Origin of the sequence: Cellulomonas sp. NPDC058312 (genome assembly GCF_042880135.1) — a bacterium.
Taxonomy (GTDB): Bacteria; Actinomycetota; Actinomycetes; order Actinomycetales; family Cellulomonadaceae; genus Cellulomonas.
In genome coordinates this window covers 711,733-734,781 of sequence record NZ_JBHVZE010000003.1, presented here as the reverse complement: position 1 = coordinate 734,781, position 23,049 = coordinate 711,733, and the positions used below count along the sequence as shown (strand labels likewise).

The 23,049-nt window shown below is 74.8% G+C and carries 18 protein-coding genes and 1 tRNA gene; 14 read left to right on the top strand and 5 right to left on the bottom strand.

Translation table 11 applies throughout. The features are described from left to right. Window positions 1-87 precede the first annotated feature (87 nt). The 4 genes from ACFVXN_RS12305 to ACFVXN_RS12290 all read left to right on the top strand — a co-directional run bounded on the left by ACFVXN_RS12305 (window position 88) and on the right by ACFVXN_RS12290 (window position 4,643). On the top strand, window positions 88-1,110 hold the full coding sequence (locus tag ACFVXN_RS12305; RefSeq protein WP_389232431.1) for a LacI family DNA-binding transcriptional regulator: 1,023 nt from the start codon (window positions 88-90) through the stop codon (window positions 1,108-1,110). Window positions 1,111-1,209: 99 nt separating this feature from the next. After that, window positions 1,210-2,601 carry an ABC transporter substrate-binding protein gene (locus ACFVXN_RS12300; protein ID WP_389232428.1) on the top strand — a complete coding sequence of 464 codons (1,392 nt, stop codon included), beginning with the start codon at window positions 1,210-1,212 and terminating at the stop codon, window positions 2,599-2,601. Window positions 2,602-2,691: 90 nt separating this feature from the next. Then, the gene (locus ACFVXN_RS12295; RefSeq protein WP_389232425.1) at window positions 2,692-3,681 is read left to right on the top strand and encodes a carbohydrate ABC transporter permease; all 990 of its coding nucleotides are present in this window, start codon (window positions 2,692-2,694) and stop codon (window positions 3,679-3,681) included. Then, a complete protein-coding gene (locus ACFVXN_RS12290) occupies window positions 3,678-4,643 on the top strand; it encodes a carbohydrate ABC transporter permease (RefSeq protein WP_389232422.1) in 966 nt (321 codons plus the stop codon). Before ACFVXN_RS12295 ends, ACFVXN_RS12290 begins: the two co-directional genes overlap by 4 nt. A 64-nt stretch (window positions 4,644-4,707) precedes the next feature. Here the strand turns inward: ACFVXN_RS12290 and ACFVXN_RS12285 are convergent, their stop codons facing one another. Together ACFVXN_RS12285 and ACFVXN_RS12280 are read right to left on the bottom strand one after the other, a co-directional pair. Beyond that, window positions 4,708-6,702 carry a hypothetical protein gene (locus tag ACFVXN_RS12285; protein ID WP_389232419.1) on the bottom strand — a complete coding sequence of 665 codons (1,995 nt, stop codon included), beginning with the start codon at window positions 6,700-6,702 and terminating at the stop codon, window positions 4,708-4,710. Then, on the bottom strand, window positions 6,699-7,637 hold the full coding sequence (locus ACFVXN_RS12280; RefSeq protein WP_389232416.1) for a hypothetical protein: 939 nt from the start codon (window positions 7,635-7,637) through the stop codon (window positions 6,699-6,701). The genes ACFVXN_RS12285 and ACFVXN_RS12280 overlap by 4 nt, the downstream gene beginning before the upstream one ends. A gap of 332 nt (window positions 7,638-7,969) precedes the next feature. On the opposite strand from ACFVXN_RS12280, the gene ACFVXN_RS12275 reads away from it, so the two are divergent. From ACFVXN_RS12275 to ACFVXN_RS12265, 3 genes are all read left to right on the top strand, one after another. Beyond that, window positions 7,970-8,881, top strand: coding sequence for a DMT family transporter (locus tag ACFVXN_RS12275; RefSeq protein WP_389232619.1), 912 nt, complete (start codon window positions 7,970-7,972; stop codon window positions 8,879-8,881). Between the two features lie 85 nt (window positions 8,882-8,966). Beyond that, the gene (locus tag ACFVXN_RS12270) at window positions 8,967-9,608 is read left to right on the top strand and encodes a GNAT family N-acetyltransferase (RefSeq protein WP_389232413.1); all 642 of its coding nucleotides are present in this window, start codon (window positions 8,967-8,969) and stop codon (window positions 9,606-9,608) included. Between the two features lie 23 nt (window positions 9,609-9,631). After that, complete coding sequence (locus ACFVXN_RS12265; RefSeq protein ID WP_389232410.1) at window positions 9,632-10,240, top strand: TetR/AcrR family transcriptional regulator; 609 nt, start codon at window positions 9,632-9,634, stop codon at window positions 10,238-10,240. 40 nt (window positions 10,241-10,280) lie between these two features. Here the strand turns inward: ACFVXN_RS12265 and ACFVXN_RS12260 are convergent, their stop codons facing one another. The 3 genes from ACFVXN_RS12260 to ACFVXN_RS12250 all read right to left on the bottom strand — a co-directional run bounded on the left by ACFVXN_RS12260 (window position 10,281) and on the right by ACFVXN_RS12250 (window position 13,937). Next, window positions 10,281-12,167, bottom strand: a complete 1,887-nt coding sequence (locus tag ACFVXN_RS12260; protein WP_389232407.1) for an RCC1 domain-containing protein — start codon at window positions 12,165-12,167, stop codon at window positions 10,281-10,283. A 229-nt stretch (window positions 12,168-12,396) separates the two neighbouring features. Next, entirely contained in the window at window positions 12,397-12,912 is a 516-nt protein-coding gene (locus ACFVXN_RS12255; RefSeq protein WP_389232404.1) for a bacterial proteasome activator family protein, read from the bottom strand. Between the two features lie 41 nt (window positions 12,913-12,953). Further along, on the bottom strand, window positions 12,954-13,937 hold the full coding sequence (locus ACFVXN_RS12250) for an NAD(P)H-quinone oxidoreductase (RefSeq protein WP_389232401.1): 984 nt from the start codon (window positions 13,935-13,937) through the stop codon (window positions 12,954-12,956). Window positions 13,938-14,115: 178 nt separating this feature from the next. Between ACFVXN_RS12250 and ACFVXN_RS12245 the strand changes: the two genes are divergently transcribed. From ACFVXN_RS12245 to ACFVXN_RS12215, 7 genes are all read left to right on the top strand, one after another. Continuing rightward, on the top strand, window positions 14,116-18,558 hold the full coding sequence (locus ACFVXN_RS12245) for a nitrate- and nitrite sensing domain-containing protein (protein ID WP_389232398.1): 4,443 nt from the start codon (window positions 14,116-14,118) through the stop codon (window positions 18,556-18,558). A 43-nt stretch (window positions 18,559-18,601) separates the two neighbouring features. After that, window positions 18,602-19,051, top strand: coding sequence for a roadblock/LC7 domain-containing protein (locus ACFVXN_RS12240; RefSeq protein ID WP_389232395.1), 450 nt, complete (start codon window positions 18,602-18,604; stop codon window positions 19,049-19,051). 8 nt (window positions 19,052-19,059) lie between these two features. After that, window positions 19,060-19,434, top strand: a complete 375-nt coding sequence (locus ACFVXN_RS12235) for a DUF742 domain-containing protein (protein WP_389232392.1) — start codon at window positions 19,060-19,062, stop codon at window positions 19,432-19,434. After that, window positions 19,415-20,062, top strand: coding sequence for an ATP/GTP-binding protein (locus tag ACFVXN_RS12230; RefSeq protein ID WP_389232389.1), 648 nt, complete (start codon window positions 19,415-19,417; stop codon window positions 20,060-20,062). Before ACFVXN_RS12235 ends, ACFVXN_RS12230 begins: the two co-directional genes overlap by 20 nt. Before the next feature lie 39 nt (window positions 20,063-20,101). Further along, window positions 20,102-20,584 carry a hypothetical protein gene (locus tag ACFVXN_RS12225; RefSeq protein WP_389232386.1) on the top strand — a complete coding sequence of 161 codons (483 nt, stop codon included), beginning with the start codon at window positions 20,102-20,104 and terminating at the stop codon, window positions 20,582-20,584. 14 nt (window positions 20,585-20,598) lie between these two features. Next, window positions 20,599-20,689, top strand: a tRNA-Ser gene (locus ACFVXN_RS12220). Window positions 20,690-20,899: 210 nt separating this feature from the next. Next, window positions 20,900-22,993, top strand: coding sequence for a putative Ig domain-containing protein (locus ACFVXN_RS12215; RefSeq protein WP_389232383.1), 2,094 nt, complete (start codon window positions 20,900-20,902; stop codon window positions 22,991-22,993). Window positions 22,994-23,049: the final 56 nt, after the last annotated feature.

The following is a 23,049-nucleotide window of genomic DNA, read 5'->3' as shown; positions in this document are numbered from 1 at the left end:
TGACCGCGTGATGCGGTCGCGCTCCCACGGCAACCCGGAGCCGATGAGGGTGGACCCGCCCGGTCGGCGCAGAGCACAATCCCCCGCATGGCTCACGGCATCGTGGACGTGGCCCGGGCGGCCGGGGTGTCCACCGCGACCGTCTCCCGCGCGCTGCGGGGCCTGCCGAACGTCACGGCGGCCACGCGCGAGCGGGTGCGTCGTGCTGCCGACGAGCTCGGGTACGTCCCGTCGCCGTCCGCCGCCTCGCTGGCCTCGGGCCGGACGCGGACGATCGGCCTGATCACGCCGTGGGTGGCGCACTGGTTCTTCGCGAACGTGATCGAGGGCGCCGAGCGCGCGCTGCGCGCGGAGGAGTTCGACGCGCTGCTGTACACGTTCGAGGTCTCCCGCGAGCGGCGGCGACGCCCGGTCGACCCCGACGTGCTCCGTCGGCGCGTGGACGGGGTGCTGGTGGTCGGCCTGCCGCTGGAGGCCGAGGAGGTCGCGACGCTGGAGGGCCTGGAGCTGCCGCTGGTGTTCGTCGGGGCCGGTGCGCCCGGCCAGGTGACCGTCGGCGTGGACGACGTCGCCACGGCCCGGCGCGCGGTCGCGCACCTGGCGGAGCTCGGGCACGTCGTGATCGCGCACCTCAGCGGCGAGCCGGACGACACGCTGCCCTGGTCGCCGGCGGTGCGGCGGGCGCAGGGCTGGCAGGCGGAGATGCGGGACCGGGGCCTGGCGCACGCCGGGCTGGAGGTGCACGGGCACTTCGACGTGCGCGGCGGCCGGGCGTCGATGCACGCGCTGCTGGACCGGCGCCCGGACGTCACCGCGGTGTTCGCTGCGTCGGACGAGATGGCGATGGGCGCTGTCCTCGCGCTGCGCGACCGGGGGCTGCGGGTGCCGCAGGACGTGTCCGTCGTCGGGGTGGACGGGCACGAGATGGGCGAGCACCTGGGGCTGAGCACGATGGCCCAGAACGCGCACGAGCAGGGGGTCACGGCGGCCACGATGCTGCTCGAGATGATCACCGGGACGCCGGTCCCCGCGGACGTCGTGTTCCCGACGGTGCTGGTCGACCGGGGTTCGACGGCCCCTCCCTGTGACCGAATTGTGACCACGGTCTAGCCCGAAGTGGTTGTGCGCGAGCCATGTAAACGCTTGCATGGTGCCCACGCACCGAGGCGTCCCCCGCCTCGGGCTACCACGACGAGGTGGAGGCAACGCATGACCAGGATTCGTCGTCGCGGCACAGGTGCCGCGATCGCCGGCGGGCTCGGGCTGGCGCTCGCGCTCACGGCTTGTTCCGGTGGCGACTCGGGAGGCGGCAGCACGGACGACTCGGGCGGCGACACGGGCGCCGCGTCGGAGATCGACTGCGCCCCCTACGAGGAGTTCGGTGACCTCGAGGGCACGACCGTGTCGATCTACACGTCGATCGTCGAGCCCGAGCAGCAGACCCAGGAGGACTCCTACGACCCGTTCGAGGAGTGCACCGGCGTCACCGTCGAGTACGAGGGCTCCCGCGAGTTCGAGGCGCAGCTGCTCGTCCGCATCCAGGCCGGCAACGCGCCCGACATCGCCTACCTGCCCCAGCCCGGCCTGCTGAAGACGATCGTCCAGGACTTCCCGGACGCGATCGTGCCCGCCCCCGACGCGGTGAACGCGAACGTGGACGAGTTCTTCACCGAGTCGTGGAAGGAGTACGGCTCGGTCGACGGCACGTTCTACGCGGCCCCGCTCGGCGCGAATGCCAAGTCGTTCGTCTGGTACTCCCCGGCCATGTTCGAGGACGCCGGCTACGAGGTCCCGGAGACCTGGGACGAGATGATGGACCTGTCCCAGCAGATCGTCGACGACGGCGCGATGCCGTGGTGCGCGGGCGTCGAGTCCGGTGACGCCACCGGCTGGCCGGCCACCGACTGGATCGAGGACGTGGTGCTGCGCACCGCCGGCCCCGAGGTCTACGACCAGTGGTACACCCACGAGATCCCGTTCAACGACCCGCAGATCGTCGACGCGTTCGACACCGCGGGCGAGATCCTCAAGAACGACGAGTTCGTGAACGCCGGCCTCGGCGGCGTCGACTCGATCGCGACCACCCCGTGGACCGACGCGGGCTTCCCGATCCTCGACGGCACCTGCTGGATGCACCGCGCGGCGAACTTCTACGCCACGCAGTGGCCGGAGGGCACGGAGGTCGCCGAGGACGGCGACGTGTACGCGTTCTACCTGCCGACCAACCAGACCGACATCAAGCCGGTCCTCGGCGGCGCGGAGTTCGTGGCGGCGTTCGACGACCGTCCCGAGGTCCAGGCGTTCCAGGCGTACCTGTCCAGCGCCGACTGGGCCAACGCCAAGGCCAAGGCCACCCCGATGGGCGGCTGGGTCAGCGCGAACAACGGGCTCGACCCGGAGAACCTCGCGACCGACTTCGACAAGCTGTCGGCCGAGATCCTGTCCAACCCCGACTCGGTGATCCGGTTCGACGCGTCCGACCTGATGCCGGGCGAGGTCGGTGCCGGGACGTTCTGGACCGGGATGGTCAACTGGTTCACCGGTTCGTCGACCCAGGAGGTCACCGACCAGATCGAGGCGTCCTGGCCGGCGTCGTCCTGACCGTCAGGCACTGATCGGAACCGGCCTGCCCGGCCGGACGGGGGACCTCCCTCGTCCGGCCGGGCGGGCCGACCTGGCTCGGAGGGGCACATGGACTGGTTGACGAATGCGAGCACGGTGGGCGAGAAGTTCGCCCTGATGTTCGTGGCGATCGCGTTGTTCGTGGTCGTGATGGGGGCGATCCTCTTCCTGGTCGACCGACCGAAGCGGATCCCGAAGTGGGTCGTGGCGACCGCGTTCGCCGGGCCCGCGCTGCTGCTGCTGGCGTGGGGCCTCGTGCGGCCCGCGCTGATCACGATCTGGAACTCGTTCTTCGACCGGCGGGGCAACGAGTTCGTCGGGCTGGACAACTACCAGCGCGCGGTGACCGAGGGCCAGTTCCAGAGCGTGCTGGCCAACACCGCGGTCTGGGTGATCCTGGTGCCGATCGGGTCCACCCTGATCGGCCTGGTCTACGCGGTGCTGGTCGACCGCACCCGGTTCGAGCGCCTCGCCAAGGCGCTGGTGTTCATCCCGATGGCGATCTCGATGGTCGGTGCGTCGATCATCTGGAAGTTCGTCTACGAGTTCCGGCCGAACCAGCCGGGCGTCAAGCAGACGGGCCTGCTCAACCAGGTGCTGGTCTGGATCGGCCTGGAACCCCAGCAGTTCCTCATCAACGGGCCCTGGAACACGATGTTCCTCATCGTCGTGATGGTGTGGATCCAGACCGGGTTCGCGATGACGGTGCTGTCGGCGGCGATCAAGGCCATCCCGGACGACATCGTCGAGGCCGCCCGCCTGGACGGCCTGCACGGCGCGAAGATGTTCCGGTTCATCACGGTGCCGTCGATCCGACCGGCGCTCGTGGTCGTGCTCACCACCATCGCGATCGGCACGCTCAAGGTGTTCGACATCGTCCGGACCATGACCGGTGGGCAGTTCGACACCCAGGTCATCGCGAACGAGTTCTACACGCAGGCGTTCCGGCAGAACAACCAGGGGCTGGCCGCCGCGCTCGCGGTGATCCTGTTCATCCTGGTCATCCCCATCGTGATCTACAACGTGCGGCAGCTGCGCAAGTCGGAGGAGATCCGATGACCACCACCCCCCTCCCGCCGACGGCACCCGTCGGCCAGGCGATCGACGAGACCGCGTCGGGCAACGGGCAGCTGCGCAAGCTGAGCCGGCTCGAGAAGCGCGCGATCGCCACCAAGGGCAAGCTCTCGTCCCCCTGGGCGTCGTTCATCGCGATCCTCATCGCGATCCTGTGGACCATCCCCTCGGTGGGTCTGCTGGTGACGTCGTTCCGCCCCGAGCTCGACATCCGGCGCTCCGGCTGGTGGTCGGTCTTCGGCGGCCTGTTCAACGGCGAGGCCGAGTTCACGCTCGACAACTACGACCAGGCGCTCTTCGGCTCCGGGGCGAACCTGGCGACGTACTTCGTCAACTCGTTCGTCATCACGATCCCGGCCGTGATCATCCCGATCACCATCGCGCTGCTCGCGGCCTACGCGTTCGCGTGGATCGACTTCCGGGGCCGGAACCTGCTGTTCGTCGCGGTGTTCGCGCTGCAGGTCGTGCCGCTCCAGGTGGCGCTGGTGCCGCTGCTGCGCGACTACGTCGGGTTCGGCATCGAGGGCTCGTTCTGGACCGTGTGGCTGTCGCACTCGATCTTCGGCCTGCCGCTGGCGATCTTCCTGCTGCACAACTTCATGAAGGACATCCCGGCCTCGCTCGTCGAGGCGGCGCGGGTCGACGGCGCCGGGCACGTGAAGATCTTCTTCCAGGTGCTCATGCCGCTCCTGGTGCCGGCGATCGCCGCGTTCGGGATCTTCCAGTTCCTGTGGGTGTGGAACGACCTGCTGGTCGGCCTCACCTTCGCGAACACCGGCTCCCGGCCGCTGACCGTGGCGGTCGCGGAGATGGCGGGCAGCCGCGGCGGCGACTGGCACGTGCTCACCGCGGGGGCGTTCATCTCGATGGTGGTGCCGCTGATCGTGTTCATCTCGCTCCAGCGGTACTTCGTCCGCGGCCTGCTGGCGGGGTCCGTCAAGGGCTGAGCCGCCGGTCGCGAGCCGTGCGCCCCGGTCCCCGCCGTCGTGGGGGCCGGGGCGTCGTGCGTCGTCAGCCGATCATCGCGGACAGCGCGTCGTGGACGGTGTCGAGGTCGGCGCCGAGGTCCCGGGCGTTCTTGGCCAGCGCGTCGACCGCGTCGGCTGCGTGGTCGTCCAGGTGGTGCGCGACCTCCGCGAACGCGAGCCGGGACCGGTCGACCAGGTTGCGGCACCGGCGGTACCCGTCCTCGGCGGCCTCCAGCACGGCGTCCGCGAGGAAGGTGTCGCGCAGGTACGGGACCAGCTCGTCGACGAGGTCGGGCAGCTCGCCCAGCGTGCTGCGCACCCGGCGGATGTCGTCCTCCACGCGCTCGAGCTCGACGCGGACGCACGTGGTGACGTACTCCAGCTCGTCGGCGAACCGGCGCAGGTCCGCGGTCGAGCCCGCGGCGGTCAGGGCGAGCCCGGCGGGGGTCAGCAGGTACGCCCCGATCGCGGCCCGGGTCGCCCGCGACGCGGTCGTGATCGCCAGGTCGACGACCTCGACCGCCGCGACCGCCACCGTGCACGCCACGTCGAGCTGGGACAGCAGGTCCGCGAGGTCGGAGGCGAGCTCGCGGGCGAGGGTCCCGGCCGCGTCCTGCCGCTGCTCGACGGCGTCCCGGAGCGACCGGGCGCGGGCGTCGGGCACGGGCGGCGACGCGGCCCCGACCGGCCAGGGCGGCGCGCTCGCCGGCAGCGCGTCGGGCGGGCAGGTGCGCCCGGCGATGGCGGCGGCGAGGTCCTGGTCGACCTGGGCGAGCGCGGTGCCCAGCGTCTGCGTACCGGCGGCGAACGCCAGCCACTTGTCGTCGACGAGGCGCAGGTCCGCCCGCAGGTCCTCGCTGCTGTCGAGCAGCGACCGGGTGAGGTGGCGGGACTCCGCGAGGAACCCCTGCTCGCACAGGTCCCAGACCTGGACGGCGCCGAGCCGGGTGGCGAAGTCCGCGACCCGACCGCACCCCGCGGCCAGGTCGGCGAGCGCGTCCAGCACGGGATCACGCAGGGGCGTCCAGAGCACCCGCAGCGGCCCGGGCGGCCGCATCCGGACCCACGGGGACCGCAGCGCCCGGTCGATCTGCTCGACCACGTCGGACATCGTCCGGCGCACCGGCCGGTAGGCCTCGTCGACGTCGGCGGCGAACGACTCGCGCATCTGCGCGGCGCGCCGGTCGAGGTCGTCCTCGTGGGCGCGCAGGGTGTCGGCGACGTCGTCGATCTCGGACGCCAGGACCGCCACGAGGTCCTCGCGCTGCCGGGACAGGCTCGCGCCCATCCACCCCAGGACGTCCGCGTCCACCGCGACCGGCGCGCCGGGCCCTCGCAGCGCCCCGTGGCCGTCGGACCGGAGCACCACGCCGGGGTGGAACAGCGAGAACGGCACGCCCATCGACGCGTCGTAGACCCCGTCCGAGCGGTCGCTGCCGACGTGGTTCGCCCCCAGGAACGCGAGGTTGAACCCGGTGCCGGCGATCCGCACCTGCTCCCCGAGGATCCGGCTCTCGAGCTTGCCGGCGACCACCGCCCGGTGCAGCGGGTCCGTGGGGGTGATGTAGTTGCGCACCTGCGGGGCGTGCACGTCCGCGACGGCGTGCGGGACCGGTGCGGGGTTGACCGTCACGGCCCGGATCCGGGGGTTCTTCGCGGACACGTAGGCGGCCAGCCCGCCGCCGAGCGAGTTGCCGCAGACGGACGACACGACCTGGCCGCGGTCGCGCTCCACCTGCAGGACGTAGGCCTCGGCGGCCGCGAACTGCGACGGGGTCAGGGAGGTGATCAGGGCGATGTCCTGGCGCACGTCGGTGCCGCCCTGGGTGCCCTGGAAGCCGACGGTGAGCTCGCCGGTGGCCTTGTTCTCGAAGGTGAAGGCGTCGAGTCCGGTCACGGTGTCGTGCTTGACGTTGATGACCTGGAACTCCTTCCCGTTCGGGTGGATGTACGTCTTCTCCGTGAGGTCCTTCAGATAGCTGAACCGGCTCGCGAGGTCCATCAGGTCGTCGTCGTCGGTCCCGGGGCGACCGCTCATGTGGCCGGCTCCGTCGTGGGCGTCTCGTCGTCGCGCCAGTTGACCGACCCGCCGTCGAGCGTCTCGTCGACCCGCCACTCGACCCGAGCACGGTCGGCCCAGACCCCGACCTCGTGGTGGAAGTCGTTCCCGTCGCGGGTCATGAGGTGGGTCGCGACGCGGACGTCCCAGGCCGTGTACGGCGCGAACAGGGGGTGCGCGCGCAGCTCGTCGGCGATCTGCGCCACCTCCTCGCGGGACACGTCGGCTGCGGGGTCGGTGTGCACCAGGTTGACCTGGATCGACCAGGTCAGGTCCCCGCCGGCGGCGGCGACGACGGTGCGCCACTCCACGTCGGTGCGGTCGGGGTCGTCGCGGTAGGCGAGCCTGATCGCGTCCTCGGCGGCCCGCGCCCGTGGGCGCTCGTCGTCGCGCTGGTCGTCGTAGTGGAACGCGAACGTCCGGTCGGCCCGGGTGAACGCCTCCGAGTACCCCTTCGGCAGCGGCGCCAGGTGCGGGTACGCCGTCGCCAGGTGCTCCCGCAGCGCCGTGACCTCCGTCCGGTAGGCCATGAGGTAGATCGCGCCCACGTCGATCGGGGCGAGCGCGCCGTCGCCCGTCCGCGAGATGTGCGCCTCGGACCGCAGTGTCCCGTCCGCCTCGATCTCCACGAACTCGTACGACGCCACGATCGGCTCGTCCACGGTCCGCCACCGGACGTTCGCCGCGGAGTAGGGGTACCCGGTGCTGATCCCGGTCATCCGCACCTCGCGGCCGAGCTCGCGCTCGACGTACGGCTGCACGACGGAGTAGATCTGCTCGCGGTGCTCCCAGACCTTGCGCTGCAACCCCGGGGTGCGGGAGTCCTCCGGGCGGAAGTACCCCAGCCGCTCCTTCTCGGCCACGGTCACGAGCACCGGTTCGTCCGGTCCGATCCTGTCCAGCAACGGCACCACGGCACAGCCTCCTGACGTCAGGACCAGCGCCGCGGCCGCCAGGACCGCGCACCAGCGTCGTCGACGATCGCCTCGCACCGTCGCGACGTTAATGCCATGTGCGGGCTCACCGAAAGTACCAACATCGCATTTCTGACTATTCGGGCGACATTGTCGACGCAATGTCCGAGATGTTCCCTGTGGTCCTGCTCGCCGGGCGTCGCACGGGTGTCGGTGCGGCCCGCGTACAGTCGGCCACCGGCACGCCAGGGCGACGGGAAGGGCCACGAGATGCACGGCGAGGGGCCGACCCGATGACCCCGGGCGCCGGCGCGGGTCGCGCCCTCGGCCGGGTGCCCGCGCCCGGGCTGTTCCTGGTCTCGGGCCTGGCGCAGTACGGCGGCGCGGCGCTCGCGGTGGCCCTGTTCGCCGTGGTGGCCGCGCCGACGGTCGCGTGGCTGCGGATCGCGGTCGCGGCCGTGGTGCTGCTCGCGTGGCGGCGCCCGTGGCGGGCGCGGTGGACCCGGGCGGAGCTGGTGACCGCGGCGGCCTTCGGCGTGGTGCTGGCGGCGATGAACGTGACGTTCTACGTCGCGATCGACGTGCTGCCGCTGGGGACGGCCGTCGCCATCGAGTTCCTCGGGCCGGTCGCGGTCGCGGCGGTCACCGGTCGGACGTGGCGGGAGCGGGCGGGCATCGTCGTCGCCGCGGCGGGAGTGGTCGCGCTGGCCGGCGTCGAGCTGCGCGCCGGTGGCGAGGACGGCGTGCGCGGGCTGGTCGCCATCGGGCTCGCCGCGGCCTGCTGGGCGGGGTACATCCTGCTCGGGCGGCGCGTGGCGGTGGGTCGGGCCGAGGTGGACGAGGTGCCGGGCGCCGGCCCGCGCCCCGACCCCCGGCCCCGCCCCGACGGCATCGCCTCGCTGGCGGTCGGCATGACCGCGGGCGCGCTGGTCGGCGCGCCGTTCCTCGCCGCCCCCGCCGCGCCGGTGCTCGCCGACGCCGGTCTGGCCGCGGCGGTCGTGGGCATCGCGGTGCTGTCCTCGGTGGTGCCGTACGCGATCGAGCAGGTGGTGCTGCGCCGGGTGAGCGCGGCGACGTTCGCGGTGCTGCTGGCGATGCTGCCCGCGACGGCCGCGGTGGTCGGGGCGGTGGCGCTGCGGCAGCTGCCGCACGGGTGGGAGGTCGTGGGGCTGGGGTGCGTGTCCGTGGCCATCGTGCTGACGGCGACGCGCCGGTCGCCCGACCCGGACGTGCGGGACCGGTGAAGATCTGGTCGGACGACTTGGTCAACTGACCTGAACTGCCTACGGTGGGGTGGTCCGCTCGTCGTCCCCGCCGTCAGGAGCCGTCATGGTCGTCGTCACCCCCGCTGCGCCCGTCCACGTCGACGAGGCAGCCCACGTCCTCGCCGGCACCTTCCGCGAGGACGCGCTGATGTCCTCGCTCGTCGGCGGCCGCCCCGCCGACCGCGAGCGGCGCCTCACGCACCTGTTCCGTGCGCTGGTCCGGCGCGGCCTGCGGCACGGCGTCGTCGACCTGGCCCGCGCGGAGGGCGACCCCGCCGTCCTGGGTGTCGCGGTCTGGTCGGCGCCCGGGCACCGGTCGGAGGGCCTGCTCGACCTGCTGCGCGACGTCGGCTCGTACGTGCGGGCCCTCGGCGTCACCGGCCTGCGCGCCGGGGCGGCGTTCGACCGGCACCTGCACGCGTCCCGGCCGGGGGAGCCGCACTGGTACCTCGGGGCGATCGGCAGCAGCGCCGCGGCCCGCGGCCGCGGCACCGGCTCGGCGCTGCTGCACACCCGTCTCCGCGCGGTGGACGGATCCGGAGCGCCCGCGCCCGCCTACCTGGAGGCGTCGACCGAGCGCAGCGCCGCCCTGTACGCCCGGTTCGGGTTCGTCCCCACCGGTAGGGTGGCGGGCTTCGGCGCGACGGCGCCGATCGCCATGTGGCGCTCCGGGGCGCTCGACCGGGACCCCGCGCGGCAGCCCTGACCCCGGCCCGAGGAGACCCGACGGTGGCACGCACGACCCGGGAGCACCGCCCCGCCGCCGAGCGGCGCGAGCAGCTGCTCGACGCCGCCGTCGAGGTGATGCGCGCGGGCGGGGTCGGCGCGGCGACCACCCGTGCGGTCGCCGAGCGCGCCGGTCTGCCGCAGGGGGCGTTCCACTACTGCTTCCGGTCGAAGGACGAGCTGTTCGCGGCGCTCCTGGAGCGGGAGCTCGACGCGTCGCTCGGCCGCGCGTGGGACGCGGTCGCCGGCGGCACGGACCTCCAGGCCGGCATCGCGGCGGCGCTCGGCGCGGTGCTCGACCGGGTGCGGTCGGACCCCGAGTACCACCTGCTGACCGCCGAGCTCGTGGCCGTCGCCGCCCGCACGCCCGACCTCGCGCACGTCGCCCGCCGGGAGCAGGTCGCCTACGCCGAGCACGTCGAGGAGATGCTGGACCGTTGGCAGCAGGACACCGGTGCGGTGCTGGCGGTCCCGGCCCGCGCGCTGGCCGAGACGCTGGTCGCGGCGTCGACCGGGGTCACGACCGCGTGGCTGAGCACCCGGGACGACGCCGCGGCGGACGCCTCGGTGGCCCTGCTCGCCGCGGGCCTGGGTGGCGCGGCGGCGCGCTGACCCGCCACGCCACCCCCCAGCCTGGCGCCGCCACCCCGCGTCAACCGCGGAGCCTCTGAGCGCGGACGAGCAGCGACCCGGCCAGCACGAGGACCAGACCGCCGACGGCCCACGCCAGCACCGGGGCACCGGTGGTGGCGAGCGCGCCGTCGCCGTCGGGAGCGGGGTCGACGGTCCCGGGCGTCGCGGCCGTGTCCGCGGTCGTCGCGGGCACCGCGCCGGGCAGCGGGAGGTCCGCGAGCTCGACGACGTCGGACGTCACGCTGCCGGCGCAGCTCGTGAACACCGCGCGCAGCCGGGTCCCGTCCTCGACCCGGGCGGCCAGCTCCTCGGAGGTCGCGCCCACGACGTCGGCCCAGTCCGACCCGGGCGCGGACCGCTGCCACTGCACCGTCGGCGCGGGGTCGCCCTCGGCCGCCGCGACGAGCCGCACCTCGGTGCCCGTCCCCGCCGCCGGCGGGGCCACCGGCTGGAGCGTCACCGTCGGCGAGGTCCCCGCGGTGAAGGCGTTCGTGGACGTCGTCGTGGTGACGTCCAGCAGGCGCGACGTGACGGTCACGTCGACGGGTCCGCACAGGCCCGCGGGCGTCGTGACCGTCCAGCCCGCGGCGTCCTGGCGGAGGTCGGTGCCGGGCACGCCGCCGAACGCGACCTGGGTGACCAGCGGCTCCGGTCGCAGCGCGACGGGGACGGTCGACCCGTCGGGCCCCGCCTGCTCGCCGAGCTGGCCGACGGTGTTCTGGCCCCACGTGTAGGTGAGGCCGTCCGACCCCTGCGCGACGGTGTGCCGCAACCCGGCGGCGACGTCCGTGAACGTCACGCCGGAGGGAGTCCGGACCAGCGCCGGGGTCGGGCTGTCGCCCGTGGTGCCGTGACCGACGACGGAGCCGGCCCCCCACGCGTAGGTGAGGCCGTCCGACCCGATCAGCACGGAGTGGTACTGCCCGGCGCTGGCCGAGAGCCCGCGGACGCCCGCCGGCAGCGCCACGGGTACCGGGCTCCACCGGTCCGTCGTCGTCCCGTCGCCGAGCATCCCGAAGGCGTTGGAGCCCCACGCGTACGCGTCGCCGTCGGCGGTCAGGCCGAGACCGTGCGTGGAGCCGGCCACGACCCGGGCGAAGGTCACCCCGACGGGGGTGCGGACCGGGACCGGGACGCGGGACGCGGTGAGGTTGCCGGTACCGAGCTGCCCCCGGGTGTTGCTGCCCCAGGCGTACGTGACGCCGTCGGACCCGACCGCGTAGGCCACGCCGGTCCCCAGCGACACCCCGCTGAACGTCACCCCCGCGGGCATCGTCACCGCGACGGGCGAGGCCGCGTTCTCGGTCGTGCCCGTTCCGAGCTGGCCCCAGCTGTTCCGTCCCCACGCGTACAGCGTCCCGTCGGACGCGGTCGCGACGGTGAACTCGGCGCCCGCCGCGACCGCCGTGAGCTCGACGCCCGCCGGCGTGAGCACGCGCACCGGGACGGAGGAGTCAGCGGTCGTGCCGTCACCGAGCTGCCCGTTGGCGTTGCTGCCCCAGGCGTACGTCGCGCCGTCCGAGCCGACCGCCACCGTGTGGTCCTCGCCGGTGGCGACCTGGGTGAACGAGACGCCCGCCGGTGCGAGCACCCGGACGGGACGGCTCGTCGACGTCGTCGTGCCGTCGCCGAGCTGGCCGGCGACGTTGTCCCCCCACGCGACCGCCGCACCGTCGGGGTCGAGCAGCACCGTGTGGCTCCCGCTGCTTCCCCCGCCCACGGGGGACAGGACGAGGTCGGTCCGCTCCGGGAGCGGACCGGCGACCAGGGTCCCGCCCGCCGTGGGGCCGTGGTCGGGTGAGGGCAGCGCCCACGCGGCGGACGGTGCGACGAGCACGAGGACCGCCGCCAGTGCGGTGGCCCCTGCTCGGCGGAGACGCGCGGACGCCTCCAGTGGTGCGGTCATGGTGGTCCCGTTCGTTCGGTGGTCCGGCGCCAGGGCCGGGCCGGGCGCGTCCCACACGGCGTGGCTCCCGGTCGACGGGGACGCTAGATCCGCTCCGGCACCCAGGCGGGACTGCTGACGTCACCTACGCACGACCGACCTGCGGCGCCGCGATCGGCCGCGGCGCAACTGAGGGGCGGTCCGCCGTCCCCCCGACCACCTACGCAGTGCCCTCGGCCGGGCCGCGGCCCTAGAGGTACTGGCCCGGCCCCGCGTCGCCCTGCGGTGCCGGGTGCGCCCCGCCCGAGCCGCCCGGCAGGGCCCGCATGTGGCTCAGCTGCGCCTGCGCCGCCATCTGCTGCGCCACCAGGGCCGTCTGGATCCCGTGGAACAGGCCCTCCAGCCAGCCGACCAGCTGCGCCTGCGCGATCCGCAGCTCCGCGTCGCTCGGGGTCTGGTCGTCCCCGAACGGCAGCGTCAGCCGGTGCAGCTCCTCGACCAGCTCGGGGGACAGGCCGTCCTCGAGCTCCTGCAGCGACCGCTCGTGCACCTCGGCCAGCCGCGCCCGGGCGGCGTCGTCGAGCGGCGCCGTGCGGACCTCCTCGAGCAGCTGCTTGATCATCGTGCCGATCCGCATCACCTTCGCGGGCTGGCCGACCGTCCCGGACGGGGTCGCGCCCGGGGTGCCCTCGCCGCTCGCGGGCGCGTCCTGGCCCACGACCACGATCCGGGGGGTCGGGTCGCCGGGGGTGCTCGTCTCGCTCATGCTCGCCATCCTCCTCCGGCGCCGCCGCGGGCGTCACGTGCTCACGGGACGAGCAGCACCTTCCCGAACACCTCGCCGGAGTCCAGCAGCCGGTGCGCGTCGCCCGCGCGGTCCAGCGGCAGGCGCGCGTGCACGACGGGACGGAGCCGCCCGTCGGACAGCATCGGCCACACGTGCGCGCGCACGTCCGCGACGACCCGCTCCTTCTCGGCCAGGGGACGCGGCCGCAGCGTCGTGCCGATCACGCTGGCGCGACGGGCCATGAGCAGGCCCAGGTCGATCTCCCCGCGAGCACCCCGTTGGGTGCCGATCACGACCAGCCGACCGCCGGTGGCCAGCAGGGCCTGGTGCGTCGCGAGCCCGCCCGCGCCGAGCACGTCCAGGACCACGTCCGCGCCGTGCCCCCCGGTCGCCGCGCGCACCGCCTCGACGACGTCCTGCGTGCGGTGGTCGACGACGTCCCGCGCGCCGAGCTCCCGGCACCGCGCGGCGCGCTCGGCCCCGCCTGCCGTGGCGACGACGTGCGCGCCCAGGGCCGCGCCGAGCTGCACCGCGATCGAACCGACGCCGCCGGACCCGCCCTGCACGAGCAGCACCTCGCCCGCGGCGAGCCGGCCGGCGTCGACCAGGTTCGTCCACGAGGTGAGCACCGCCTCGGGCAGCCCGGCGGCGTCCACCAGGTCCACGTCGTCGGGGACGGGCAGCAGCATCCCGACCGGCACGACGGCCTCGGACGCGTAGCCGCCGCCCGGCAGCAGCGCCGCGACCCGGGCACCCAGCGGCCACGCGGCGACATCGACGCCGGGGCCGTGACCTGCGACGACGCCGGACACCTCGAGCCCCGGCCAGTCGGGTGCACCGGGCGGCGGCGGGTAGTGTCCCTGGCGCTGGAGGAGGTCCGCGCGGTTCACGCCCGCGGCCGCGACCCGCACCAGGACCTCACCGGGGCCGGGTCGGGGACCGGCGCGCTCCACCGTCTCCAGCTGCTCCGGTCCGCCTGCTTCCTTGACCTGCACCACCCGCATCGTGCGAGCCTACGCACGGCGTCGGCGCAGCACACAGCGGATGAAAGTGCGCCCGGGGCTTCAGTCGGGCGGGTGGGGCGCCGATGAGGTTCGGACGGGTGCCCTGAACGGGGTGCCCGCGCCGGGCGGCCGCACCACGGTCGCCGGGCGGACGACAGGGAACGGGAGGCAGGTCGACATGCTGCGCAGGCTGGGCATCCGCGCCAAGGTGCTGGCGGTCCTCGCCGTGCCCGTGCTCGTCCTGCTCGCGATCTCGTCCTTCGTCACCGCGCAGTCCGTGAACCAGGCCCGCACGGCCGCCACGGTCCGCGACGTGGTGGCGGTGCTGCCGTTGTCCGGCCGCGCGGCCGAGTCGCTCCAGCAGGAGCGCACGCTCTCCGTCCAGGAGGCGGACGACAAGCCGCTCGGCGGCAACCTGGCGGCGTCGCGCGCCGCGACCGACTCCGCGATCGCCGAGCTCACCGACGCGGTCCGCGCGCTCGACCTGTCCGCGCTGGACGCCCGGGTCCGCGAGGCGGTCGTCACCGCCGACACCCAGCACGGGCGGCTCGCGGAGATCCGCGCCCGCGTCGACGCCGACACCATCCCCGCGACGCTGGTGTCCAGCAACTACACCGACATCGTCGACTCGGACAACAACGTCACCGGCGTCGTCGCGGAGACGCTGTCCGAGCGGTCCCTGGCCAGCCAGATGTCCGCGTACGCCGCGATCGCCGAGACCATCGAGCAGGTGCTGCGCGCCGGCCCGGTCGCCGACGACGTCCTCGCGGACGACGGCGCCGACTCCGGCACCGTGCGCGAGCTCGCCGCCCTCCTGGCGGTCGGCGACAACGCCCGCTCCGAGGCCCGTGAGCTGACCAACAACCTGCGCCTCGGGAACATCCAGCTCCCGTCGCGCGACGCCGACCTCACGGCGATGCAGCTGTCGCTGACCTCCGGCAACGAGCTCACCGTGTCCGCGCTGGACGCGACGCGGTGGAACGGCCTCGTCAACGCCGAGCTCGCCGCGCTGCGCCCCGTCGCCGCCGACCTGCTCGAGTCCGCCGCGAGCGACGCCGACGCCCTCGCCACCCAGGCGCAGGAGCAGACGCTGCTCACCGTGGGCCTGACCGTCGCCGCCGCCGTGCTGTCGATCGTCATCGCCTTCATCGTGTCGCGGGGGATCGTCGTCCCGATGCGGCGCCTGACGGCCGCGGCCGGCAACGTCCGCGAGGAGCTGCCGCGCCTCGTCGAGCAGGTGGCGGTCCCGGGCGAGAGCCCCGACCTCACGCTCGCCGACATCCCCGTCGAGTCCCAGGACGAGGTGGGCCGGCTGGCCCAGGCGTTCAACGACGTCAACGCCACCACCATCCAGGTCGCCCGTGAGCAGGCCGCGCTGCGTGGCTCCATCGCCGAGATGTTCGTCAACGTCGCCCGCCGCGACCAGGTGCTGCTCGGGCGCCAGCTGTCGTTCATCGACTCCCTCGAGCGCTCCGAGGAGGACCCGGCGGTCCTCGCGAACCTGTTCCGCCTCGACCACCTCGCGACCCGTATGCGCCGCAACGCGGAGTCGCTCCTCGTGCTCGCCGGCATCGACTCCGGCCGCCGACTGCGCGAGGCGATGCCGCTGTCCGACGTGGTCCGCACCGCCTCCTCCGAGATCGAGCAGTACGACCGCGTCCAGCTCGACCTGCGGGCCGACCCGCTGATGCACGGCTTCAACGCGCTGGCAGCCGCGCACCTGCTGGCCGAGCTGCTGGAGAACGCGACGCTGTTCTCCGAGCCCGGCACGCCGGTGGTCGTCGAGACCGGCGTCGACGGCGACCACGTCGTCGTCCGGATCGTCGACCAGGGCCTGGGCATGTCGCCCGCCGAGATCGAGGCCGCGAACCGCACCATCGCGTCCACGTCCCCGACCGAGGCGCTCGGCGCCCAGCGCCTGGGCCTGTTCGTGGTGGCCCGCCTGGCCCAGCGGCTCGGCGCCCGGGTCTCCCTGGTCCGCGCCACCGGTGACGTCTCCGGCACGGCCGCCGTCGTCCGGTTCCCCGTCGCGCTGTTCACCTCCAACGACCCCGCGCTCACCGGCGGCCCCGGTGCCGCCCAGCGTGCCTCGGGTCCTGCGACGGGCTCCGTCCCGGTCGCCGACGCGCCCGTCGCGGTCCCCGTCGACCTGGCGGCGCTCACCGACGGCGCCACGACCACGGGCCTGCCGCGCCGCCGGACCGCCGACGCGCCCGCGGGCGGCCGCTCCGAGCTGCCGACCGAGCAGGACGTCGTCCTGCCCGCGCCGACCGAGACCACGCTCTCGCCCGAGATCACCGCCGAGGCCAGCGGCTGGACCCCCGCCGTCGCGCCGTCCGCCGCCGGTCCCGCCGCGCTGCCGTCCCGGGGCTCGCTGCCCAGCCGGACGCCCGCGCTGCCGCCTGTCGACGAGGCCCCCGTCGCCCCCGCGGCGCCCGCCGGTCCCCGCAGCGGCCTGTTCTCCGCCTTCCGGGCGCGCGAGCTCGCCGCCGGGGAGCGCGAGACGCCCCAGCAGGACGGGCCCGCCACGTCCGTCGCGCCGGGCGGGACCGAGGCACCCGCTCCGGAGGCCGCCGCGCACGAGGCACCCGCTCCGGAGGCCGCCGCGCAGGTGGACGCCGCGCACGAGGACGCCGCGCGGCAGGAGCACGCGTACCCCGAGGACGCGCCCCACGAGCCGGTCGCCGCCCCCGCCGCGTCGGTGTTCGACACGGCCGTCTTCGACACCGCCTCGTTCGAGGCAGCGATGGCCGACCACGAGCCCGAGCTGTCCCCCGAGGACCACGCGCGCCTGGACGCGCTGTCGGCGCCGCTGACCGGCGACCTGCCCCTGGTCACGCGCCAGCCCGTCGCCGACACCACCGCCGATCTCGGGGCGTTCCGCACCGCCCCCGAGCCCGAGCCGGCCCCCGAGCCCGAGCACGAGCCGGCCCCCGTCCAGCCCGCCGCGTTCGTCGTGCCGGGCCTCGTTCCCGACGAGACGCCCGACGCCGGCGACGCGTGGGACGGTGGCTGGGCCGCGAGCGAGCCCGCCGCCACCGTCACCGAGCCCGCCGCCACCGTCAGCGAGCCCGCCGCACCCGGCTGGGAGCAGCCCGCCGCCTCGTGGGACGCCCCGGCTGCCGCGTGGTCGCAGGACGCGCCGGCTCCGTCGTACGACGCGCCCGCACCCACCTGGCAGGACGACGCCCCGGCGCCGTCGTGGTCGCAGGAGGCGCCCGCCGCACCGGCTCCCTGGGCCGAGACGCCCGCGTGGTCGGCGCCCGTCCCCACGGAGTCGTCCCCCGCGCCGCTGGTGGCACGGCACGCCGAGCCGCAGCACGCCGAGCCGCAGGCGGTCGAGCAGCACGCGCCGTACGCGCAGCAGCCCGCACCCCAGGCCTTCGCCGAGCAGCCCGCGCCGCAGCCCGTCGCCGCAGCGCCGGCACCCGCCGCGCCCGCCCCGGCCGCGCCCACCGCCCCGGCCCTGCCGGACTTCACCTCCCTCGTGCAGGGTGACGAGCCGGCCGAGCCCGCGCGCCGGCAGCGCGAGCGCCGGTCGTTCTTCTCCTTCCGGCGCAAGCAGGCCGAGCCGACGGCCCCGGTCGCCGCCACGCCGGCGCCGTCCGCGGCCCCGGCCTGGCCCGCCACGTCGTCGCCGGCGGGCGTGCCCGTGGCGCCGCCGGCCCCGGCCGTCGCGCGGCAGCCCGTGCTCCAGCAGCCCGTCGTCCAGCAGCCCGCGCCCCAGCCGGTCGCGCCGCAGCCCGTCGCCCCGGCGGTGGCCCCCGTGCTGTCGCAGACGTGGCTCCCGGCCGCCGCCGCGGCGGTCGAGGCGGAGCAGCCGGCCGCCGCCGCACCGGTCTGGACCCCGCAGGCGCCGGCCGAGTGGGCGCCCCCGCCGGCCGCCGAGGCGCCCTCCTGGGGTGCCCCGCAGGCCTTCGCGCCGGAGCAGGTCGCACCCGTGCAGCCGGTGGCGGCCCCGCCTGCGCCCGTCGCCCCCGCGGAGCCCACCTGGGCCGCTGCGGCCCCGGCGGCCGCACCGCTGCCGACCCGGACGCGCGGCGCGGTGCCGCCGCCCGTCCCGGAGCCGACCGCGGCCCCGATCGCGGAGCGTCGCGCCCCGCGGGACATCAGCGCCTGGGCGTCCTCCTGGTCGCCCGAGGGCGGCAGCGTCCCGCAGCCGGCCCCGGCACCCACCTGGTCGTCGCGCCCGGCGGCCGCACCCGCCGCCGCGAGCACCCCGGCGTCGACCGGCGAGTCCCCCCGTCGCCCCGGAGGCATGGACGCCGAGGCGGCCGCGATGCTCTCCCTGCGCGCCGACATCCAGGAGCAGGCGTTGAGCGAGCTGACCCAGCTGTCCGCGTACCGGCCCCAGGTCGACGTGCCCGCCGGCGGTTCGCTCACCCGGCGCGTGCCGACCGCCATCCCGGCGGCACCCGAGATCTCGACCCCGGACTCCGGCCCGGCCCCGGCGCGCGACGCCGACGGCCTGCGGTCCCGGCTGTCGAGCTTCCAGTCCGGCAGCCGGCGAGGGCGTCGTTCCCTCACGGACGCCGGGGAGGGGCAGCCGGGTACCATGCCCGACCAGCAGCCCCGCACCGAGTCCGACCAGCAGCCCGTCCCGCCGTCGCCCTCGTGGTGACACCCGTCCCCGCAGCTCCGGCTGCTTCACATCAGGAGGATGTGTGACCACCCTCAGCACCGAGGCAGCCAACTTCGGCTGGCTGCTGGACAACTTCGTCCGGACCGTGCCCGGCACCCGGCACACGCTGGTGGTGTCGGCCGACGGTCTGCTCATGGCGATGTCCGAGCAGCTCGACCGGACGAGCGGCGACCAGCTCGCCGCCATCGTGGCCGGCATGTCCAGCCTGACCCGCGGGGCGGCGCGCCAGCTGCGCGCCGGCGACGTGCGTCAGTCGATCGTGGAGATGGACAACCTGTTCCTCTTCCTCATGAGCGTCTCCAACGGGTCCGTCCTGTCGGTCGTGGCCGAGGCCACGTGCGACGTCGGCCTCATCGGCTACGAGATGGCGATGCTGGTGTCCCGCACCGAGGCGACGCTCACCCCGCAGCTGATCAGCGAGATGCGCGGCAGCCTGCCCGTCGACGGCGCCATGCGCGCTCCGTCTGCGTGAGGTAGCCGATGAGCGAGAGCGAGTTCGAGACGCGGACCGTCCGCCCGTACGCCCTCACGGGCGGCCGGGTGAAGTCGGAGCGGTCCGACTACCCCCTCGAGGCGCTGGTGGAGATGCTGCCCGCGGCAGCCTCCGCGCAGGGCCTGACGCCGGAGAAGCGCGCGATCCTGCAGCACGCGTCGCACGGGTACATCTCCGTCGCGGAGCTGTCGGCGCTGCTGCACCTGCCCCTGGGCGTGACGCGCATCGTCACCTCCGACCTGGCGGACGCCGGATTCATCAAGGTCCACACGTCCGACCCGGTCGAGGCGAAGACCGGCCAGTCGCCTGCCCTGTCCCTCAGCGTCCTGGAGAGTGTTCTCAATGGCATTTCCGCCCTCTGACGCCGGCACCGCGACCGGCCAGGCCGCTGCCGTCCCCACCGCGCGCCCGTCGGGCGACGCGGGCACGATGGGCGCCGCGCCCACCGTCGTCAAGATCGTCGTGGCCGGCGGGTTCGCCGTCGGCAAGACGACCTTCATCGGCTCCATCTCCGACATCGAGCCGCTGAACACCGAGGCCGCGATGACCGAGCACTCGGTCGGCGTCGACGACGCGGGCGGCCAGACCGACCGCAAGACCTCGACCACGGTCGCGATGGACTTCGGTCGCATCGCGCTGCCGGGCTCGCTGTGGCTCTACCTGTTCGGCACCCCGGGCCAGGACCGCTTCCTGTTCATGTGGGACGACCTGGTGCGCGGCGCGATCGGCGCGGTCGTCCTGGTCGACACCGACCGTCTCGACCAGTGCTTCCCGGCCGTCGACTACTTCGAGTCGCGGGGCATCCCGTTCGTGGTCGGCGTCAACTGCTTCGACGGCGTGGCCAAGCACCGGCTGGAGGACGTCCGCGAGGCGCTCGCCATCCCGGCGCACGTGCCGGTGCTGTACACCGACGCCCGCTCGCGCACCGCGACCAAGCAGACGCTGATCTCGCTGGTCCAGCTCGCGATGGAGCGTCTGCGCGGCGCCTGACCGTCCGGCGGACCCGCGCGTCCCGATAGGGTTCGGGGCGTGCGGGTCTACGCCGACGGTTCGGCGCTCGTGCGCTTCCTGCCCGCCCCGGACCAGTCGGTCGACTGGCAGCGGTGGGCGGAGCAGCGGCTGCCGGACCTCCTGGTCACGTCGCTGTCCCTGGCCGAGCTCCGGCTCGCTGCCCTGTGGACGCCGGCGCACGTCCGCGCGCGCCTGCACGCCGTGACGGAGCGGCTCGAGGTGGCGCGGTTCTCCGACCAGGCGGTGCACGTCGCCGCGCTGGACGAGTCGGGCCTGTCGCCGTTCGGTCGGCTGCACCTCGGCGTCGCGGTCGCGCACCCCGAGGTGACGGCGTTCGCCTCCTATGACCCGCTGCTGGCGGCTGCTGCGGCGGAGCGCGGGCTCGCCGTGGTCGCCCCGGGGCGCCCCGACCGGTGGTGGGACCCGCTCGCCTCGGCCCCGCTCGGGGACGCGACGCCGCGCTGGCCCGCCGTTGCTGCGGGGCCGCGGACCGGCCGGTAGGGTCTTCGCGTCCGGGAGGGCTGGCTGAGCGGCCGAAAGCGACGGTCTTGAAAACCGTTGGGGCGTCGAAAGGCGTCCTCGTGGGTTCGAATCCCACGCCCTCCGCCCAGGGCACTGCGTACGTCGGTCGTCCTCCGGTACGCAGTCTCGCCCGGTCAGCACCTAGATGGTGCGCCCCGGTACGCAGACTCCGTCGCCGGGTGCCGTGGGGGTGTCGGTGCCGCGCTAGCGTCACCCGGTCGCCGACGGCCCGACCGACGTCGGGCCGTCGACGTGTGCGCCCCCGGGCCGACGGGGGCCCGACCGAGGAGTCTCATGCCCGTCCGCACCGATCCTGATCCGTCCGTCGACGCCCGTCCACGGACGTCCGGCCTCCGCGCGCTCGCCGTCTCGGCGCTGGCGGTCGTCCTGGTGCTCCTCGGTGGACTCGCGCCGGCGCAGGCCGAGACGACCGGTCCGCTGCTGGACCAGGCGTTCGCCACGCGGGTGGGGGAGGGATTCGGTGGGCAGACCCGAGGCCAGTCCAGCACCCGCGTGTACGAGGTGGCACCGATGCCTGACGGCGGCTACGTCGTCGCCGGATCGTTCACCACCTACCAGGGGCAGCCCGCCCCGGGCCTCGCGCGGCTGACTCCGGAGCTCACGCTCGACGTCGCCTTCATGGAGCGGCTCGGCACCGGGTTCGACGGGTACACCGTCTTCGCGGTGGCACCGATGCCCGACGGCTCGCTCGTGATCGGCGTGGGCATCACGGCCACCTACCACGGGAGGAAGCTCCAGGGGCTGGCACGGCTGACACCCGAGCTGGAGCTCGACAGCGCGTTCGAGGCGGAGCTCGGTGACGGCATCGGGTACATGGGCATCGTGTACGAGGTCGTGCCGTTGCCGGACGGCGGGTTCGTGCTCGCGGGCAACTTCTTCCAGTTCCGGGGGCAGCCGGCGCCGGGCGGGATCATCCGTGTCGACGACCGGCTCCAGGTGGACGGGGACTTCGCCGCGGCGCTGGGCGCGGGATTCGCCGGGGGCTCCGTGGAGATGGTCGCCGCGCTGCCCGACGGCGGCTGGCTGGTCGCAGGCACCTTCCGCACGTTCCAGGGGCAGCCGGTCGGCTACCTGGTCCGGCTCACGCCCCAGCTCGACCTCGCTGTCGAGGACGCGACGGCAGCGGTGGACGGCCGGGTCACGGGGTTGGCCGTGCAGCCGGACGGCAGCGCGGTGGTCGCCGGGTCGTTCCGGACCTACGGCGGGGAGCCGGTCGGCCAGGTCATCCGGCTGGACCCGCGCATGCGGCTCCTGCCCGCCCCGCCCTTCTCGACGGCGGCGCAGGCCTGGATCACGTCGATCGTCCCGATGGCGGACGGCGCCTACCTGGTCGGCGGGAGCCCGTTCGTCACGGCCGACGGCGAGGCCGTCCCGGGGTTCGGGCGCTTCGTGGGGGTCACGGTGGCGCTGGACCCGGTGCCCGACCGGTCCGGGTACGCGGGTCTGCCGTCCGCCGACGCGCGCCTCGCCGCGACGCGGAGCCCGGCGGGGGCGCCGGGGGTCACGTACTCGGCCACCGGCCTGCCGGAGGGCGTGACGCTCGACGCCGCGACGGGCCGGATCACGGGCACGCCCTCGGCCGCCGGGACGTACCGGGTGGAGCTCGCGGCGCACGTGCGCTCGGTCACGGACGTCACGACCACGACGTGGGAGGTGCTGCCGTCCTCGGCTCCGGTGCTCTCCGGGCTGCCGACCGGCGCGGTCGTCGGGACGCCGTACCGGTTCCAGCCCGAGGTCGCCGGGGCTCCGGCACCGACCGTGACCATCAGCCAGGGTGCGTTGCCGGACGGGCTGACGCTCGACGCGAGCACGGGCCTGGTCTCCGGCACCCCGACCACGCCGGGGGAGTACCGGTTCACGCTCGTGGCGACGAACGGGATCGCGCCGGGCGCGACCGCGGTCGAGGTCACGATCGAGGTGCTCGGCCCGCCGCAGGTCGCGGTGACCCGGCCCGAGGTGGTCGCCGGTCAGGAGCAGTCCGTCACCGGGGCCGGGTTCGCGGCGGGCGAGGTGGTCGCGGTCGCGATGGCGTCCGACCCGGTCGACCTCGGCACCGTGACCGCGGACGCGGCCGGCGAGGTCGCGTTCACGTTCACCGTCCCGGAGGGGACGCCGCTGGGCGAGCACAGGGTCACCGCGATCGGCCGCGGTGGCGCCGCCGCGGCGACGTTCACGGTCGTCGAGGCGGTCGTCATGGAGGCGGTCGTGGCCGACCAGGCCGCTTCCGCCGAGACGCCCGACCACGCGCTGGCCGTCACCGGTTCCGCGGTCGGCGTGGTGGTCGGGGTCGCAGGGCTGCTGGTGGCTGCCGGACTGCTGCTGTCCCTGGGCGTCGGGTCGGCGCGGCGGCGCACCACCCAGGGCTGAGGCCCGGGGGGCTGCTGCCGCGCCCGGGGTTACCGGCCTGCGCGCTGCGCCATCCC

Excerpts from the sequence above, each read along its gene's own strand:
- ACFVXN_RS12305 (WP_389232431.1), top strand. The coding sequence starts at position 88 with ATGGCTCACGGCATCGTGGACGTGGCCCGGGCGGCCGGGGTGTCCACC.
- ACFVXN_RS12300 (WP_389232428.1), top strand. The coding sequence starts at position 1,210 with ATGACCAGGATTCGTCGTCGCGGCACAGGTGCCGCGATCGCCGGCGGG.
- ACFVXN_RS12295 (WP_389232425.1), top strand. The coding sequence starts at position 2,692 with ATGGACTGGTTGACGAATGCGAGCACGGTGGGCGAGAAGTTCGCCCTG.
- ACFVXN_RS12290 (WP_389232422.1), top strand. The coding sequence starts at position 3,678 with ATGACCACCACCCCCCTCCCGCCGACGGCACCCGTCGGCCAGGCGATC.
- ACFVXN_RS12285 (WP_389232419.1), bottom strand. The coding sequence starts at position 6,702 with ATGAGCGGTCGCCCCGGGACCGACGACGACGACCTGATGGACCTCGCG.
- ACFVXN_RS12270 (WP_389232413.1), top strand. The coding sequence starts at position 8,967 with ATGGTCGTCGTCACCCCCGCTGCGCCCGTCCACGTCGACGAGGCAGCC.
- ACFVXN_RS12260 (WP_389232407.1), bottom strand. The coding sequence starts at position 12,167 with ATGACCGCACCACTGGAGGCGTCCGCGCGTCTCCGCCGAGCAGGGGCC.
- ACFVXN_RS12255 (WP_389232404.1), bottom strand. The coding sequence starts at position 12,912 with ATGAGCGAGACGAGCACCCCCGGCGACCCGACCCCCCGGATCGTGGTC.
- ACFVXN_RS12250 (WP_389232401.1), bottom strand. The coding sequence starts at position 13,937 with ATGCGGGTGGTGCAGGTCAAGGAAGCAGGCGGACCGGAGCAGCTGGAG.
- ACFVXN_RS12245 (WP_389232398.1), top strand. The coding sequence starts at position 14,116 with ATGCTGCGCAGGCTGGGCATCCGCGCCAAGGTGCTGGCGGTCCTCGCC.
- ACFVXN_RS12235 (WP_389232392.1), top strand. The coding sequence starts at position 19,060 with ATGAGCGAGAGCGAGTTCGAGACGCGGACCGTCCGCCCGTACGCCCTC.
- ACFVXN_RS12230 (WP_389232389.1), top strand. The coding sequence starts at position 19,415 with ATGGCATTTCCGCCCTCTGACGCCGGCACCGCGACCGGCCAGGCCGCT.
- ACFVXN_RS12215 (WP_389232383.1), top strand. The coding sequence starts at position 20,900 with ATGCCCGTCCGCACCGATCCTGATCCGTCCGTCGACGCCCGTCCACGG.